Raw genomic sequence first — 18,231 nt, 5'->3', positions numbered from 1 at the left:
GTGATCAGTTCTTTGATCTCTTTGGCTGCACTGGCTGAACGTTGTGCCAGGTTGCGCACTTCACCTGCCACTACCGCAAAGCCTCTGCCCTGCTCACCTGCTCGTGCTGCTTCTACGGCGGCGTTTAAGGCCAGAATATTAGTCTGGAACGCAATGCCGTCAATCACGGAGATGATGTCTTCGATCTTTTTGGCACTTTCGTTGATCGCACTCATGGTGGCAACGACTTCGTTCACAACTTCACCGCCTTTAACCGCGACGCCTGACGCTGTCAGCGCCAATTGGTTGGCCTGTTTGGCGTTCTCGGCGTTTTGTTTCACGGTAGAGGCTAGCTCTTCCATGCTGGCCGCGGTTTGCTCCAGGCTAGAAGCCTGTTGCTCGGTACGGGCTGACAGGTCAGAGTTACCACTGGAGATCTCATTCGCTGCGGTCGTGATGGTTTCTACTGCTTCAGAAACTGCAATAATCGGTTCTACAATCATGTCCAGCGTGTTGTTCACACCTTCGATAATCTTGCGGAAATCACCATTGTGCTTATCCACGTCAGCACGCACGGTAATGCGGCCTTCTTTAGACGCTTCTGCCAGCATGCTGGTGTCTGCTACCAAGGCGTTGACGGCTTCAATGCTGGTGTTCAGGTTGGTAATGATCTGGCTGTAGTCGCCTGGATAATGTTCTGAAATCGTGGCTGGAATATGGCCTCTGGCAATGTTATCCAGATACTCAGAAGTCACGGTCAGTGGTTTGACCACGGCATCCAGCGTGCCATTGAGACCTTCGATTACTTTACGGAAGTCACCGTTGTGCTTACTAATATCTGCACGGGTAGATAACTGTCCATCTTGTGCGGCAAGGGCGAGTTTATTGGCATCGGCCACCAGAGCATTCACCGCCGCAATACACGTATTGAGGTTGTTAATGATCAGGCTGTAATCCCCTTGGTATTGCTCTTGAATACTGGCAGGAATAATGCCTTTGGCAATGTTGTCCAGGTAACTTGACGTCACGTTCAACGGTTTTACCACCGCATCCAGTGTGCTGTTCATGCCTTCAACAATCGCACGGAAATCACCCTGGTGCTTGCTCGCGTCAGCACGCGTGCTTAAGCGGCCGTTAATGGCGGCGCTGGATAATAGATTGGCATCCGCCACCAGTGCCTGTATCACATCAATACACTGATTTAAGTTGTATTTAATGGTATTAAAGTCGCCTTGGTAGGCTGCCGTAATTTTGGCCGGAATTCTGCCATGCGCAATATCATCCACGTATTGTGCGGCTACATTTAACGGCAGTACTACGCCATCCAAAGTGTGGTTAATGCTATCCACCAGCACTCTGAATTCGCCCTCAAACTTGGCGCTGTTGCCTCTTGCCTGCAGGTTGCCATCTGCGGCCGAGTTGGCCAGTGTTTTGGTCTCGTGTACCAGTTGATAAATGGTCTGGTTGAGCAATGCAGCAGAAATAATGACCTGATCAAGCTCATCATACGGGTCTATGCTGGTTTCTGACACCCGAATATTGCCTTGCACCAGGTCAGTCATCATTTGGCGCGCAATATTAGACTTGCCAACAATGTCACGCGAAACCAGGTAAACCACCCACAAGATAAAAGCCAAGCCGAGTATGGTGATGGCCAAAGTGACATACAGCTGGTTTTTTTGTTGCGACACCCGGTCAGTCAACAGGCTTTTAAGCTTTTGAATCAGCCCGTCATAACTTTGGTAAGACGCCTTGACCAGCGTGCTGGACTCATCAAAATATTGTTGTGGATCGTAATCGAGCGCCGGATTCTGGATAATGGCACGATCAAGCAGCTGTTTTACTTGCTCTGTGGCATGCAACAAAGGTTGTATGTTTTCATCCACATATTGATTAGGGTAACGCGACAAGACATTCACGTTATGTTTAATCCGCTCACGCGTATGCGTAATGGTGGTCATCACGCCTTCGAGTTTGGCGCGCTCGAGATCCGACATGGTCTTTTTTGCCAGAATACCGACACCGTAGCCGCGGATTTCAGCAATCGACTCGGTTAATGCCGGTGTTTTAAGCACCGCGGTATCCATCAGGTAATAAGACTCTTCGGCAGGGTCCAGCGTCAGCCCGCTGATATCGGCCTTAATGACGATAGACTCGATCAGAAAGCCAATGATGGTGGTATGCGCAGCAAAGCTTGCTTCTTTAGTCATGGTCAGCGACTCAAGTTTTAACGCATCATAGGCCGCCAGGTTCTTTTGCCATTTTTCTGAAAAAGTGAGCCACACCGGGTCAGTGTGACTCACCAGTTGCGTGGCGTCATGCGAGACTTGTATGCGTTGGATATCATCGGCCAACGCTGCTTCAACCTCTAAAATTTTGCTTTTTTGGGCGGTGTTTCCAGACAGATAACTATTTAACAGCCCTCTATGCTTTTGCATATCGTCCATCATGACGATCAATGGAGAGATTAATGCAATGCCGTCAATTTCGGCCGTGGTGGTTTTAATGTCTGCCTGCGTTTTGAGCACATTCACCGTGGATAAATACGCCAATGGCACCAGTGCGACACACGCCATTAAAACCAGTTTTTTTGTTATAGATAATTTATTAAGCATCACTGACAACCTCATTGATTACACATTTAATCGAATATCCATCGCTCGATTAAGCGCAGAGGGAACAAAAAATACACCGTCACACCAGGTTGAGTCTCACACCAGCCCAGTGGCTGGCCAGTTGTGTACACGCCGCTGCATACACCTTAACCATCAGATCATGTTGTATTTTTCCTGCCTGCTGGCAAGGCTACGGTTGAGCCCATATTTACTCAACCATAGCGTATCTCCATGGTTATTGCGTCGTTGCGATAACCATACTTAACAGATGGTTTTACATCTTAGATTGTGGACTGCTGTTTCAAATCAGCAAAAAGGAATGTATTAATATGTTATTAAATATTAATTTAAAAATGCAAAACGGGGAGCCTGTCAGAGCTCCCCGTCACCACTTGCTGTGTGTTAATACTGTTGCTTAATACACTGTTCTAAAACTCTTCCCAGTCACTGTCATCAGTGCCGGTTTTCTTTAAGTGGCTTTGCATGCCAGGCCTCGCCGCGACCGACGCACTACCGCCTCCGCCACCGGCAAGTACTCTCGATAAGTGATTAATCGCCGTATGCGTGTCTTTAGATTTTCTGGCAAAGTCACCGCCTAATAAAAACTTGGCCTTGTCGATATTTCTGGATGCCACACATTCGACAATATCCCCTACACTCTGGTGGAAGTGCGCATGCGCGTCTTTCAGCTCTTTATACTCCTTGCGATGGCTATGCTGCTTGCCTTCGCCGTATATCCACTTGCCCAGATCGCACTTATGGTCACTGGCCGCATCGGCATGATTGATCGGTTCTTTATGCCGCCCATTCATATAGTCAATCAGGCGCGTCTTCCATTGGTCATGCGCCTTGCTGGCGTCATCCAAAGAGAACTTTTTTGCGACGGTTCCCCCTTGCGCGCCGGGGAAACGAGTCACGGTTTTTGCGGATGAGTAGCCATGCTGCGTAGCCCCTCTTGATGGGTTGCTCATGCCACGGCCGTCCAGTTTAAACTGGCTAATCGCGGCGGTGAGCTGGTTAGCCTGATCAACCAGAGACTCGGCTGCGGCCGCGGCTTCTTCAACCAAGGCCGCGTTCTGTTGCGTGGTTTCATCCATGCTGGTCACTGCCTGGTTCACCTGATCAATACCAGTCGTTTGCTCGGTAGAGGCAGCTGAAATCTCACTGATGATGTCGGCTACACGTTGTACTGAAGAAACCACTTCTTCCATGGTGTTACCGGCGTTTTCGACCAGTTTGGTGCCTTCTGTGGTTTTGTTCACAGAGTCGGTGATCAGTTCTTTGATCTCTTTGGCTGCACTGGCTGAACGTTGTGCCAGGTTGCGCACTTCACCTGCCACTACCGCAAAGCCTCTGCCCTGCTCACCTGCTCGTGCTGCTTCTACGGCAGCGTTTAAGGCCAGAATATTAGTCTGGAACGCAATGCCGTCAATCACGGAGATGATGTCTTCGATCTTTTTGGCACTTTCGTTGATCGCACTCATGGTGGCAACGACTTCGTTCACAACTTCACCGCCTTTAACCGCGACGCCTGACGCTGTCAGCGCCAATTGGTTGGCCTGTTTGGCGTTCTCGGCGTTTTGTTTCACGGTAGAGGCTAGCTCTTCCATGCTGGCCGCGGTTTGCTCCAGGCTAGAAGCCTGTTGCTCGGTACGGGCTGACAGGTCAGAGTTACCACTGGAGATCTCATTCGCTGCGGTCGTGATGGTTTCTACTGCTTCAGAAACCGCCATAATTGGCTCTACAATCAGATCCAGGGTACTGTTGATGCCCTGAATAATATCGCTGAAACCACCCGGATGACGGCTGGCATCGGCACGCATGGTAATGCGGCCGTCTTTAGCGGCATCTGCCAACATCAAGGTGTCGTCATTCAAGGCCTGCATGTTGCTACGAATCTGCTCAATGGCCACATTAATAAAGGCCTTCTTGCGTGGAAACTGCTCTAATGGCGTCTCAAAATTACCTTCACCCAGGCCACTCACACAAGCAATGGCTTTTTTGTTGGTGTTGATATGTTCTTCAACCATTTCATTCACGCCTTCTGCCATGACACGATAGGCGCCATCAAATTTAGCGGCTTGAATGCGTACGTCAATCTCACCGATGTCGTGCTCGGCGCTCATATGGCTCATTTCTGAAATCAATGTATTAATCGCATCAATACACTGGTTCAGGTTGTTTTTAATGGTATTAAAGTCACCATGATATTCAGTGCTGATTTTGGCTGGAATCTCGCCTTTTGAAATATCAGCAATATAACGGGCGGTCATGTTCAATGGCGTAATCAATGCGTCCAGCGTGCTATTCATGCCTTGCACAATGGTGCGGAAATCACCGTTATATTTGCTGGCGTCAGCACGGGCAGACAAATTACCTTGTATCGCGCCATGCGCCAGTGCATCAACATCACTCACCAACGCCTTAATATTGCTACGCACTTGCTCAATCGCCTCATTCACAAACGCTTTTTTGCCTGGGAACTGTTGCAGAGGCACATCCAGATTACCTTCGCCAAACGCTTTTACCACGTCAATCGCGCTACGGTTCATGGCAATGTGGCCAGCCACCATCTTGTTAATGCCAGCCGCCATTTCAGAGTAACCACCTTTAAAGCGGTTTTGATCAACGTTGCAGTCAATGTCACCTTCGTCATGTTGCTGGCTCACGTAGTTGAGTGATTGCACCAGACCATCCAGCGTCCGTTGCAGCCCCACAATTGAATACGCGACGCTAGACTTGTCATCCGCAGACAGGGCAATTTTCTGGTTCAAATTGCCTTCTACCAGGTTGCGTGCAATCTGGCTTAACTCATCTGGCTCTACGCCGAGCTCGGCGCGTAAACGCTTGGTAATCAGCACACCAAACACCACAATCGCCGCCAGGCACAGCAAAGCAATCGCAATAGATTGCCACACCGCGCTCTGCTTGATACTCGCGGCATGTTCTGCCAATGCCAGGCTGGTTGTCTGGTTGTAAAGCATATGCTCATCCAGTTTATCCGCCACTTCAACCGCCAGTTTATCGGCCTCTTTCAATGCCTGCGGTGCTTCAAGAGCGCTAATGTCAGACAAACGCAGCACGGCCGTCATTTGCACAAAGTAGCGATTCAGCATTTCTTTTTCGGCTGTTAGCAGGGCTTGATCCTTGTCTCCAGACACCAAATCCTGATAATGCGTTAAGGACTCCTCGACGACTTTTTTACGATCCTGAATTTGTGCGGCCAGTTTTTCTTTTTCTTCAACCGTGGTCACGCTGACGTGGCGCAACACATTCAGGCGCAGTCTTTGATAGTAATTTTGCGCTTTGGACAGCTCGAGAATACTGGGAATAGTATTGACATTGGCCTGGTTGGTCGTGTCATACACTTTAACAATCTGGTTTAAAGTGACCCCAATAAGAACCACCATCGCTAACGCGCAAGTGGCAATCAAAAGATACATGCGTTTTGCAATTGTCATCATGGATTCCTAAAATAAATATGGATTAAATAATTACATTTTCACCCCCTGATTATGGCAAATTTCGTTCGCGCGATATGTGATAATCAGACAGGTGTTTACGGGCCTATTCATCTTAAAGTCGTCACCATTAACTAGCGGGCGCATAACAAAAAAAGCTGGCGCAATGGCCAGCTTTTTAGCTTGATACACTATTTATTTAAAACTTACAGCGGGTAACCAATGATGGCTGATGCCCACAACAAGAAACCTTCAACCAGGGCATTGACCACTTTAAGAAAGACTGTTGTCATGGGCTTTTCCTCTCACAGAAACAAGCAGACAGATTGATTAAATCATTACGTTAAAACTCTTCCCACTCTTGATCATCAGTGCCTGTTCTTACCGATTTGGTCGGCTGATAACTCTGAGCATGGCTAGGTGCAGCTGGTTTAGGCTTGTTTGCCGGTGCTGACACCACTGGACGGCTAGCAACGGCCGCACGCGGCGCAGCAGCACGTGTGGCTTGTGGTGCGCCACGCACTTTAAACCTATTCACCGTATCCATCAGGTTAGACGCCTGCTCAACCAGTGACTCAGCGGCAGCCGCAGCTTCTTCTACCAGAGCGGCGTTTTGCTGGGTGACTTCATCCATATGGTTCACAGCATCGTTGACCTGATTAATGCCAGAGCTTTGCTCAGCAGACGCCGCAGTGATTTCGCTCATGATATCGGTCACGCGCTGTACCGAGGTCACCACTTCGTGCATGGTTTCACCGGCGCTTTCAACCAGTTTAGTGCCATCCGCTGTTTTGTTCACAGAGTCAGTGATCAGCTCTTTGATCTCTTTGGCGGCACTGGCTGAACGTTGTGCCAGATTGCGCACTTCACCTGCGACCACGGCAAAGCCTCTGCCCTGCTCGCCGGCACGCGCGGCTTCTACTGCTGCGTTCAGTGCCAGAATATTGGTTTGGAAAGCAATGCCATCAATGACAGAGATAATGTCTTCAATTTTGCGCGCACTTTCATTAATCGCACTCATGGTCGTGACCACGTTGCCAACCACCTCGCCACCGCGAATCGCCACTTGCGATGCCGCTTCAGCCATTTGATTAGCCTGGCGTGCATTTTCAGCGTTTTGTTTCACGGTCGAGGCCAATTGCTCCATGCTGGAAGCGGTTTCTTCGAGGTTAGACGCTTGTTGCTCGGTGCGGCTGGACAAATCATTGTTACCACTGGAGATTTCATGCGCAGCCGTATTAATGGTTTCACCCGCGTCACGCACATTCACCAGAATATCGTTCATGATATCCAGCAACTGGTTGATAGAGCCCATGGTTTCAACGGCTGAGCCTTTGGCAATGGAAGTATCCAGTCTATAGGTGACATCACCATCTACCGCTAATTTAAGTGCTTCACTGATCTGGTTTTCCACGCGCTTGTCTTGCGTCTGGTCTACCCACTCAACGACCGTGCCCAGTCTTTCACCATCATTATCAAAAATCGGGTTGGCGGTCAGGCGGAAGAACATATCCCCTACCCCCAGCTCGGTTTGATGCTTACCGGTTAAGCCGCCCAGCAAGTTACGCTGGTGTGACGGGTTTTTATGAAAAATGTCATAGTTTTGCCCAACCAGTTTTTCTGCATCAAAGTGCGGAAAAAACTGCTTGAAGGTTTTGCTGGATTCGCGCATCAGCTGCAGTGCAGCCGGGTTCATATAAGTGATAAAGCCGTCTTTGTCAGCCATCATCAAACTATTAGAAGAGGCTTCCAATGCATTCTTGATCATGGTGGCTTCACGCGCTTTGGCTCTTTGCGCCTGATCAGCCAACACAGCCTGGGTAATGTCGGTGGCAAATTTAACCACTTTTACCGGCTTGCCATCCAGCCCGATAATCGGGTTATAAGAGGCCTGCATGTAAATATCTTGCCCTTGTTTGCCATAGCGGTGATAAACGCCCACGTCGGCTTCGCCACGGTTTAGTTTGGCCCAAAAGTCTTTGTATTCCTGGCTATTTTTGTAGCGCTCACTGACGAACATGTTGTGATGTTTACCGACAATTTCGTCCAGCGCATAACCAGTCAGCTTTAGCACATTTGGGTTGGCGGTCAGAATATGGCCGCTCATATCAAACTGAATCACGCCTTGTGAATGATTCACCGCAAAAATCTGGCCTTCAAAGTCGAGTTGGCGCTGTTTTTCCTGAGTAATGCAGTAAGAGTAGACTTTGACTTTAAGCACCGCGCCATCGGCATCCACAATCGGCACGTAGCTGGTGCTAAACCAGTATTCAGCTCCGTTTTTTGCCACGCGGCAGATTTCCAGCTTGGCGTTTTCGCCTTTATTCAACTTCTCCCAAAGTTGCTTATATGCATCACTTTGGGCGGTATTTTCTTTTAAAAGAATAGAAATATGCTTGCCAATCACCTCGGCATGTTGATAGCCCAGCGGCTTCAAAAACACGTCATTGCATTCCAGAATATTACCTTTGAGGTCACATTCCATCACGCCAAAAGACTGATTCAAGGCTTTTTCTTCTTCTTGCAGTGCCAGGTTGCGTTTTTTTTCTGCGGTAATATCCGTCAGATAAGCCACCACTTTGCGTAGCTGTGAGCCTTGCATTACTGGGGCGTAATAGCCCTGAAACCAGACAGCGGCGCCTTCTTTGCTGTTGAGTTTAAAGCTGCCGCCTTGCGATTTTCCGCCTTGCAAGGCGCTCCAAAACTGGTCATAGTCTGGTTTGCCGGACTCTTCACGCGCCAGTAATACGCGGTGATGCTGGCCAACCAGCTCTTTTGCGCTATAGCCTAGCGATGCGCACAAGTTGTCATTGACATGGCTGATATCCCCCTTGGTATTCAGCTCAACAATGGCTCTTGCTTTGTTGATCTCAGACTTCAGTGCGCTAAATTCAGCCACCTGGTCCAAATTGTTCCTGTAATCCCGAGTCCCTGCCGCCAGCTTGTTCACGATGGTAGAAAACATAATTTTATCCTTGTAAAAGTATCTCTCTGATCAGTAATCGCGCTTATGTTTTTGCTGTTGTGCACGCTTTTATAGGTTGAGTTAATGTACAGCTGCTTCCATCAATTGCATCTCATCGCTGGTCATCAATTTATCGATGTCCACCAAGATCAGCATCTCCTGCTCAATGGTTGCCAGGCCGACGATATATTTTGTGTCTATGCGTGTCACCAGTGACGGTACTTCACGTAAGTGCTCCTCACGTAGCTCGCGTACATCAGACACACCATCGACCACAATGCCGACAATACGCCCGTTGAGATTGAGGATAATCACCACGGTGAATTCGTTATACTCCACCTTGCCCAGATTAAACTTGATGCGTAAATCAACGATCGGCACGATCTTGCCGCGCAGGTTAATCACGCCTTTAATAAAGGATGGCATGTTGGCAATTTGGGTCACCGCGTCATAGCCGCGAATTTCCTGAACCTTGAGAATCTCGATGCCGTATTGCTCGCTACCCAAGACAAAGGTCAGGTATTCACCGGCTGCTGTTTTCAAGCCATTGCCTGCGTTGCCGCTTAAAGAATTGCTCATTTCTGTGCTTGTACTCATTGCATATGCTCCTTATGCATTGATGGTATTGTGTGAAGTTAAATAATTCTGGTTGGAAAATGCCATGCCACCAGTCACGTAGTTAGTGGTTTGCCCCATTTGGATAATGGCTGGCACATCCAGAATCAATGCCACCGACCCGTCGCCCATAATGGTGGCGCCAGAGACGCCAGGAATGCGCTTGAAGTTGGTTTCCAGGCTCTTGATCACCACTTGCTGCTGGCCAACCAGGCGGTCGACAAACAAGGCGGATTTTTTACCGTCCGCTTCCAGGATCAGCAACACACCATCGGTCGGAGTCGTGATCTGGGTCGGGTGGTTAAACAAGGCATGCAAGGCGATAATCGGTAAATATTCACCACGCACATGCACCATCAAGCCTTCGCCGGTCACTGTTTTCAAATCTTCAGCACGTGGCTGCAGCGTTTCGACAATCAGGTTCAATGGCACCACATAAACACTCTTACCCAGCGACACAGACATGCCGTCCAGGATAGCCAGCGTTAATGGCAATGAAATTGAAATCGTTGTGCCGTAACCCAATGCCGAGCGAATCTCAATATGACCGCCCATAGAGGTAATATTCCGTTTCACCACGTCCATACCCACACCGCGGCCAGACACATCGGTTACCACTTCTGCGGTTGAAAAACCTGGCGCAAAAATCAGGCTATATACGTCTGAATCGCTCATGCTTTCATTGACTGGCAAACCGTTTGAGGCTGCTTTGGCCAGAATTCTGTCGCGGTTCAAACCGCCACCATCATCGGTCACTTCAATCACAATACTGCCGCCTTTGTGTGCGGCAGATAAGGTCAAGGTGCCACTTTCTGGCTTGCCCATTTCACGACGCACTTCAGGTTTTTCAATGCCGTGGTCAACGCTGTTGCGCACCAAATGTGTTAATGGATCAACAATCCGCTCAATCAAGCTCTTGTCCAGCTCGGTGGTTGCACCGCTGGTGACAAACTCGACTTTTTTGCCCAACTTGCCAGCCAGGTCACGTACCATGCGCGGGAAGCGCGAGAACACGAAGTCCATCGGCATCATGCGAATCGACATCACAGACTCTTGCAGGTCACGCGTATTACGGGTTAACTGGCTAACACTATTAATTAAAGCTTCGTTATCCACCGGGTCGAGGGCGTTTACACGCTGCTCAATCATGGCTTGTGTAATCACCAGTTCGCCGACCAGGTTAATCAGCTGGTCAACTTTTTCAATGCCGACCCGAATAGAGGTGCTTTCTGCACTTTGTGCAGTCGCAGGTTTGTCACCTTCACGACGCCCTTGTTGCTGACGACGCTCTTCTTTAGGCGCGGCTTCTGCGGTGCTGGCAACTTGTGTCGCTGCTTCCGCCTTGGCTTTTGCCATGGCCGCCGCTGCATTATCATCACCAATCATTTGGGCTTTAGGCGCATCAGGATGTGGCTTAAACGGTGCAAAGAAACCGTAGCCCTCTTCTTGCTGCTCCTCGCCGTTGCTGGCAAACAGGCCGTAGCCCATTTCTTCAGCCACTTGTATGCGGCCATCGTCAGTTTTAGCCTCGGTTTTAATAATCGGATCATTATCAAAGAAACCGTAGCCAGCCTCTGCTGCCGGAGCTGCCTCAACCGGCGCGGCCACAGGCTGAGCAGGTTCTGGTGCACTTGGCGTATCGCCTGCCACTTGAATCACCAACGCATCGGCATCGACAATAAATGAACAGATAGACACAATGTCATCTGCACTTGAATCTGTTTTAATCAGCAAGGCGTGCGCTTGATCGCTACGTTGATACGCCTCAACTTCACCCAGCAGTGCTAACTCATCTTTCAAGTTAGCCAGGTCTTTTTCGGTCACCGCTGGCAAGCCGACGTCATACAAGGTCATGCCTTTGGCTTTTTCGTCCGCCGTAATCGTCAAGGCAGGCTTGGCTGCATCAGTTGCGGGGGCTGCGGTAACAGGTGCCGCTTCTGCAACGGCTGCTGGTGCGGCTTCAGCCACCACCACAGCGGCTTTACCCTCTGACAGTGACTTCAGCATCGCGGCAACATCGCTCACTTGTTCAGCATTGACCTCTGAACCATGGCGATGACCATCTACCTGCATTTTGATCACATCTTTGGCCGCCAAAAACGCATCCACGTGTTCGGTTGTTAACGCCATCTCGTTTTTACGGATTTTGTCGAGCAGGTTTTCCAGCACATGCGTAATTTCCGTCATGTCCATAAAACCAAACGTCGCCGCACCGCCTTTGATTGAGTGTGCCGCTCTGAAAATAGCATTTAACTGCTCAACATCAGGCGACTCCACATCAATACCAAGCAACAGGTGCTCTGCTTCTGCCAATAACTCCTCGGCTTCGTCAAAGAACACCTCATAAAACTGGCTCATATCCACGGTCATTGTTTACTCCAGTCCCTTAACCAGCGGCGCTTAGGCACCGATTACCTTTTGAACAACTTCAATCAGGCGCTTAGGATCAAACGGCTTAACTAACCAGCCATTAGCACCTGCGGCCTTGCCTTTAGCTTTCATCTCGTCTGAAGACTCTGTGGTCAACATCAAGATAGGCACTTTTTGATACGAAGCGAGCGTACGCAAATTGGTAATCAGTGTCAGGCCATCCATCACCGGCATGTTTTGATCTGTCAGTACCAGATCCACGGTTTTCTCTTTGGCTTTATTGAGGCCGTCCTGACCATCTACGGCCTGCACGACATCATAGCCAGCAGCTTTCAGACTAAAAGCCACCATCTGACGCAATGATCCTGAGTCGTCTACTGTTAAAATTGTTTTCGCCATGTTTGATTCGCCTTTTTCACTAATTTCGTTAAACGCCGCTGCATTAAAATAAGTCTATGTCACCGGTAGCCAAGTCTTGCTGATTAACTGACTTGCGTAAATTGCCGGTCAGATGCTGACTACCCTGATCAAAATTCTGGTTAAGCTGCATGATGAAACGTCTGATTTCTTCATGCTCGTCATCCGCCGCCATCGGAAACTGGTGGCTGGATAGCTCATGTAACAAGTCCTTTAAACCATTGACGCGGTTAATGGTGCGCTGCAGCAACTGGTTGGTCATGTCTTGAAACTGCATGCCCGTTACCACTTTGTTGACTTCCTGGCCAATATTGTCCTGAAACACCTGCAATTGCTGCATTTCTTCAGGCTGCAATTTGCCAGCCTCAACCAGTAGTTGTACGGCCGCTTGCTGCTCCATTAGCTGGGCATACACCGTCATAAAACTGGCGCTGAGTTTTTCAATCGCTTCGTTCAGTAAAAAGGCGGTTTGCTGTAAATCGGTGTCGATTTCGAGCAGATGCCAGTCACCGTGACGCGAGACCGCGGCCAGTAATTCTCTTAACTCTTCTATGGGCAATGTTTTCATCGTGGTCCTATCTTGCCTGATTCCCCGGTTTTTCAATCAAGAAATAAACAATGTAAAAATGACTTAATTTCTTGTACGCTTTAACGGTCAGCCTTTTCTATGGTGCAGGCTTTTCCGTCTTATTCTGCAATGCTTCTACTTGCGTCTTATCGTGTTCACTGACAGAAATCTGATCGTTATCCTTGAATAATTCCTCTTCGGTTTCCTTGTTCATGACGATTAAACTGATACGGCGGTTAATCGGGTTAAACGGATTTTCTTTATCCATCATGATGGCCGAACCCAGCCCCACCACCCGCATTAGCTTGGTTTCATCCATGCCGCCCGCAATCAATTCGCGTCGCGAGGCATTCGCACGGTCAGCAGACAATTCCCAGTTGCTGTAACCATGGTCACCATTGGCATACCCCGCCGCATCGGTATGGCCGGACAAGCTGATTTTGTTATCCACGCCATTTAATGTTTTGCCGATCTCACGCAAAATCTGCTTGGCATACGGCTGTAACTCGGCCTTAGCATTTTCAAACATAGGCCGGTTTTGCTCATCAATAATCTGCACTCTCAAGCCCTCACTGGTGATATCCAGCTTGAGCTGCGACTTAAACTGTTGCAGGGTCGGATTGTCTTCAATGGCCTGCTCAATCTTGGCCTTGAGCGCCTCTAATTTGACTTTTTCGGCTTGTTTCAACACTTCTTTAACGTCTTCCAGTTTGACCGTCTTGAGCTTGCCCGGATCGCCTTCTACCGGTTTGACTTGGCCTTGCTTTTTGGTGACGTCTTTACCACCGGTATTTTTCAAAGCCGAATCACTCTGGCCCAGCGACGGCCCCATTAACACCATGTGTAGCGGCGTTTGAAAATATTCAGCGATGCCTTCTTTTTGTGCTTTAGAGGTAGAGCCAAGCAGCCACATCAACAAGAAAAACGCCATCATCGCTGTCACAAAGTCAGCATAGGCAATCTTCCAGGCACCACCGTGGTGGCCACCGCCACTTTTCTTGATCTTTTTAACAATAATCGGGGCAATATGCTCTTCTGCCATGACGCTCTCCCGGCGGTCTTAATATTTACTTGGATTTAGCCTGCTTGACGTGCTCTTCCAGCTCAGTAAAGCCAGGGCGCTCGGTCGAATACAGCACCTTGCGGCCAAACTCCACCGCAATCGGCGGCGCGTAGCCATTCAGGCTGGCCAGCAACACCACTTTCACGGTCTGAAAACTCTTGCTGGATTCTTCCAGCTTTTGTTCCAGCAAACCGGACAACGGGCCAACAAAACCGTAAGCGAGCAAAATACCCAAAAAGGTCCCCACCAGCGCGTGTGCAATCAAAATGCCCAGCTCAGCCGGCGGCAGCGCTACGTTTTCCATGGTGTGCACCACCCCCATCACCGCAGCCACAATACCAAACGCAGGCAAACCATCGCCTAACTTGGCAATACAATGGGCAGGCACATGGCCCTCCATATGGTGGGTTTCCAGCTCGTTATCCATCAGGTTTTCCACCTGGAAAGCATCCATATTGCCGGACACCATCAGGCGCAAATAATCACAAATAAACTCGACCAGATGGTGGTCATGCACAATAGAAGGATATTTAGTAAACAAAGCACTAGCCTCAGGGTCTTCAATGTCTTTTTCAATCGACATCAGGCCATCTTTACGAATTTTGGTCAGGATTTCAAACAACAATGCCAAGAGGTCCATATACAACTGCTTGTTGTATTTAGAGCCTTTAAACAATGTTGGGACGGCCTTCATGGTGGCTTTGATCGCCTTGGTGTCGTTGCCGACGATAAAGGCACCGAATGCGCCGCCGAAGATCATCATGACTTCAAGCGGCTGCCATAGCGCACCCAAATGGCCGCCAGCCAGCGCGTACCCCCCAAACACCATGCCACAAACAACGACATACCCAATGATGACAAACATGCTTTGACTCCACTTTTAGCAGTTAACTGTGGAAAGCATAACAATGCACGCACCGATTCATTTTTTTAAATAAAAGGGATTTAGCCAGTTAAATCGCACTGGTAGCGTTGGTGCGGCAGGATGGAAACGACTAGACGAGCGACAAACTCGCCTGGCATTGGCTTTGCAGGAGCTGCTCAAAGACCTCATGCGTTAAGGGTTTTGAATAATAGTAACCCTGGCCATAGTCGCATTGCATGCCACGTAACAGCAAGTGCTGCTCCTGTGTTTCAACGCCTTCTGCCACGACTTTCAAGCCTAGCTTGTGCGCCATCACCACCAAGGCCTCGCACAGATGAAAGCTTTGGCAGTCTTTTTTCATGTCCTGCACAAAGGCTTTATCAATCTTGATGTAGTCAATATCAAACTTGTTTAAATAGGCCAATGAAGAATAGCCGGTGCCAAAGTCATCAATCGCGACCTGAATACCCGCCTCTGCAAAGCTCAATAGCTTGTTTTGTGTAGACTCCTGCAGCGTCATCATGGTCGACTCAGTAATTTCGACAATTAAATGCTCGCCAGACAAACCCACCTCCTGCAAAAAAGATTGCCAATGCTGCGGAACATCGTTACCCATATTAAATTGCACCGGCGATTTATTAATGCTTAACTGCAAGGGCAAGCTAAAGTCTTCCTGCCAGCGTTTAAGCTGCCTGACCGCCGTCCTGAATACCCAGTCACCTAAGGAGTGTATGATGCCGGTTTCCTCGGCAATCGGGATAAACTCCATCGGTGCAAGCACGCCCAGCATCGGATGGTTCCAGCGGATTAATGCCTCGGCTTTGACAATCTGGTCATTGCTTAAATCGACAATCGGCTGATAGCTGAGGAAGAACTCATTGTTTTGCAAGGCAAAGCGTAAATCCACACCGAGCTGATGATGTTTATCCAGCGAAGTCTGCATGGCCGGAATAAAGTATTTGGCCTGGTTTCTGCCCTTTCGCTTCGCCTCATACATGGCCTGGTCGGCGTGTTTAATCAGCTCCTGGTCTGACTCGCCGTCCATCGGATACACCGCAATGCCAATACTGGCCGATACATATACCGTATTGGCGTCTTCCAGCATAAATGGGTCACTCAACACTTTAAGCAGTTTTGAGCAAACGGTGTCTATGTCTTTGCGTTGACTCAGGCAAGGCATGAGCGCAACAAACTCGTCGCCACCAAAGCGTGCCAGCATATCGGACTGCCTGAAACAGTCGCGGATCCGATGACTCACCTTTTGCAGTAACTCATCACCGATATTGTGGCCCAGTGAATCATTGACCTCTTTAAAATGGTCCAGGTCAATAAACATGATGGTCAGGCCATGCATTTCACGATGTGCTTTAGTGACCTCCATGCCTAACCTGTCCATCAGCAAGCGTCGATTCGGCAAATTCGTCAATGCATCATAATTGGCCTGCCGCCAGACCAGTTTTTCAGTGTTAAGCTTTTCGGTAATATCTTTGGCGATTTTAGAAGCGCCAATAATCTGGCCTTCTGCATTGTAAATGGGCGAAACCGTCACTGAGATATGTATCTGTCGCCCGGATTTATGTAAACGGATGGTTTGAAAATGATCGACTTTTTCGCCGGACTTGAGTTTACTTAAAATATGCGTTTCTTCTTCTGTGCGATCAGGCGGAAAGATTTTCAGCATGGGTTGCCCCACCATTTCCTCTGCCGTGTAGCCGAAAATCTTCTCAGCCGCCTTGTTCCAGCTGGTCACGATCCCTTCCAGCGTTTTGCTGATAATCGCGTCATCCGAGGACTCTACAATGGCGGCCAGATTTTGCTTATATTTGGTGAGTTCATTCAGCGCATGCTGCCGCGCCCCCGCTGACTCAACAACCTGAATTTCAGATGAAAATCCAATCAGGATGCCGTCTTGGCTCAGCATCGGCGTCACAGTCAGCATGACGTCCAGCGCTGGGTTATGGCTGCTGCAACACAGCGTTTGGTAATTGTTTGGTAACGGCCCCTGGCCTTGTTTTGCCAGCAATATTTTTTGTGTATTGAGTTCAGGGTCAGGCAATATTCTGCTGAAAGGCAAGCCCACCATGTCTGCAGCAGCGTAGCCGAGTACGGCTTCTGCAGCAGGATTACAGTAAAGGATGATACCGTCCACAGACTCCGCCACAATGGCCTGGCTGACCGAATCAAGCAAGGCGGAAAAAAAGGATGTCGCTACCGGTTTTTGCTGCGAATCTGCCAATTGCATCTCTCCCACAAACCAACGTTACATGGTTATATCGGCTGTTCTTTGTATTTATGAACAGTTTTTTGCGTGGCAGGCCATACCTGGCATCAGCGCAAAGCGTCAGGCTTGCCATCTCACATGACAGGACGGTGTTGATATCAAAACAGAAATGCGTGGTGCATGTACATCACCCGCGATGTAAAGTTTAATTAAACTATTTTTTGAGGTAGACGTATAAAGCAGGCGAATGGGCGCTCGGAAACACAATATGGTCGGCATGACTGTCTGGCACCGGAAACTCGGAGGTGACGAACAAGCTGCCTGGCCGCATTTCCTGTTGCACTTTTTGCCAGACATCGGGCATGACGGCAGGCGACAGATAAGCAAAGATCACGTCTAAACTGGCAAAATCAATACCACGATAATCACCCAGGGTAAATTTGACACTGGTGCCGGAAAACACCGCGCGCACGGCGCTCACCGCCCACGGCAAGGGTGCAATTTCGATACCGGACACGTCGTCATGAATACGCTGTTTAGCTAAAAACATGGCAATATCGCCAATGCCGCTGCCAATATCCAGCACTTTGAGCGACTGGTCACCGGCATGTTGTTCAAGGATGCGCTGCAAAGCACGCCAGGTGGCAGGAAAAGATGGATAAAACGGGACGCGCGTATTGTGCACTGACCAGTAAAGGGCCAGCGTAATGACAAAGCCTGCAAAGTAAACACTGGCAGGCAAGGCAACTTGCTGCATGAACACAACCGCGAGTGGAAATATAAGGTGGATCCAGCGCCACCAGACCGGCATGCGCACGGCTTTTGCCAGCACACTCACCACGCATATATGCGGCAATAACCAGAACCATATAGAGTCGAACGCAACGCCTAAACGACTCAGTTCAAACGCAAATACACTGTTGATCACGCCAGACGCCAGGCTCGTCATCAACAGTATACTCACACACTGGATCAGCAATGCCTGACACCATAATCGTTTGGGCAAGAGACGCTGCATCCATGCTTGCGATGGTAACGCCTCTGCCGGCAATTTTATAGAGTGCATGCTAAATCCTTCATCTCACAGGTGAT

Annotated in this window: 11 protein-coding genes; all 11 read right to left on the bottom strand. The window is 49.2% G+C overall.

Translation table 11 applies throughout. The features are described 5' to 3' along the window. On the bottom strand, window positions 1–2,594 hold a 2,594-nt coding region (locus METH5_RS15990; RefSeq protein WP_051412962.1), incomplete at its 3' end, for a methyl-accepting chemotaxis protein. A gap of 428 nt (window positions 2,595–3,022) precedes the next feature. After that, window positions 3,023–6,055, bottom strand: coding sequence for a methyl-accepting chemotaxis protein (locus METH5_RS15050; RefSeq protein WP_029148951.1), 3,033 nt, complete (start codon window positions 6,053–6,055; stop codon window positions 3,023–3,025). A gap of 343 nt (window positions 6,056–6,398) precedes the next feature. Further along, window positions 6,399–9,020 carry a methyl-accepting chemotaxis protein gene (locus METH5_RS0113185; protein ID WP_029148950.1) on the bottom strand — a complete coding sequence of 874 codons (2,622 nt, stop codon included), beginning with the start codon at window positions 9,018–9,020 and terminating at the stop codon, window positions 6,399–6,401. A gap of 81 nt (window positions 9,021–9,101) precedes the next feature. Beyond that, entirely contained in the window at window positions 9,102–9,617 is a 516-nt protein-coding gene (locus METH5_RS0113180; RefSeq protein WP_019882302.1) for a chemotaxis protein CheW, read from the bottom strand. Between the two features lie 12 nt (window positions 9,618–9,629). Beyond that, window positions 9,630–12,005 (bottom strand): chemotaxis protein CheA, encoded by a 2,376-nt coding sequence (cheA, locus tag METH5_RS0113175; RefSeq protein WP_029148949.1) that lies wholly within the window; start codon window positions 12,003–12,005, stop codon window positions 9,630–9,632. A 30-nt stretch (window positions 12,006–12,035) separates the two neighbouring features. Next, entirely contained in the window at window positions 12,036–12,404 is a 369-nt protein-coding gene (locus METH5_RS0113170; protein ID WP_018985223.1) for a response regulator, read from the bottom strand. A 43-nt stretch (window positions 12,405–12,447) separates the two neighbouring features. Next, entirely contained in the window at window positions 12,448–12,990 is a 543-nt protein-coding gene (locus METH5_RS0113165; RefSeq protein WP_029148948.1) for a hypothetical protein, read from the bottom strand. A gap of 97 nt (window positions 12,991–13,087) precedes the next feature. Further along, window positions 13,088–14,032: a flagellar motor protein MotB gene (motB, locus tag METH5_RS0113160; RefSeq protein WP_029148947.1), complete on the bottom strand. Its 945-nt coding sequence runs from the start codon at window positions 14,030–14,032 to the stop codon at window positions 13,088–13,090. Between the two features lie 25 nt (window positions 14,033–14,057). Next, window positions 14,058–14,918 carry a flagellar motor stator protein MotA gene (gene motA, locus METH5_RS0113155; RefSeq protein WP_029148946.1) on the bottom strand — a complete coding sequence of 287 codons (861 nt, stop codon included), beginning with the start codon at window positions 14,916–14,918 and terminating at the stop codon, window positions 14,058–14,060. Between the two features lie 130 nt (window positions 14,919–15,048). Further along, window positions 15,049–17,160: a bifunctional diguanylate cyclase/phosphodiesterase gene (locus METH5_RS15045; RefSeq protein WP_051412961.1), complete on the bottom strand. Its 2,112-nt coding sequence runs from the start codon at window positions 17,158–17,160 to the stop codon at window positions 15,049–15,051. A gap of 193 nt (window positions 17,161–17,353) precedes the next feature. Beyond that, the gene (locus METH5_RS0113145) at window positions 17,354–18,205 is read right to left on the bottom strand and encodes a class I SAM-dependent methyltransferase (RefSeq protein ID WP_232411047.1); all 852 of its coding nucleotides are present in this window, start codon (window positions 18,203–18,205) and stop codon (window positions 17,354–17,356) included. Window positions 18,206–18,231 lie beyond the last annotated feature (26 nt).

Source organism: Methylophilus sp. 5 (assembly GCF_000515275.1).
GTDB lineage: Bacteria > Pseudomonadota > Gammaproteobacteria > Burkholderiales > Methylophilaceae > Methylophilus.
This window is presented reverse-complemented; position numbering and strand designations above follow the sequence as displayed.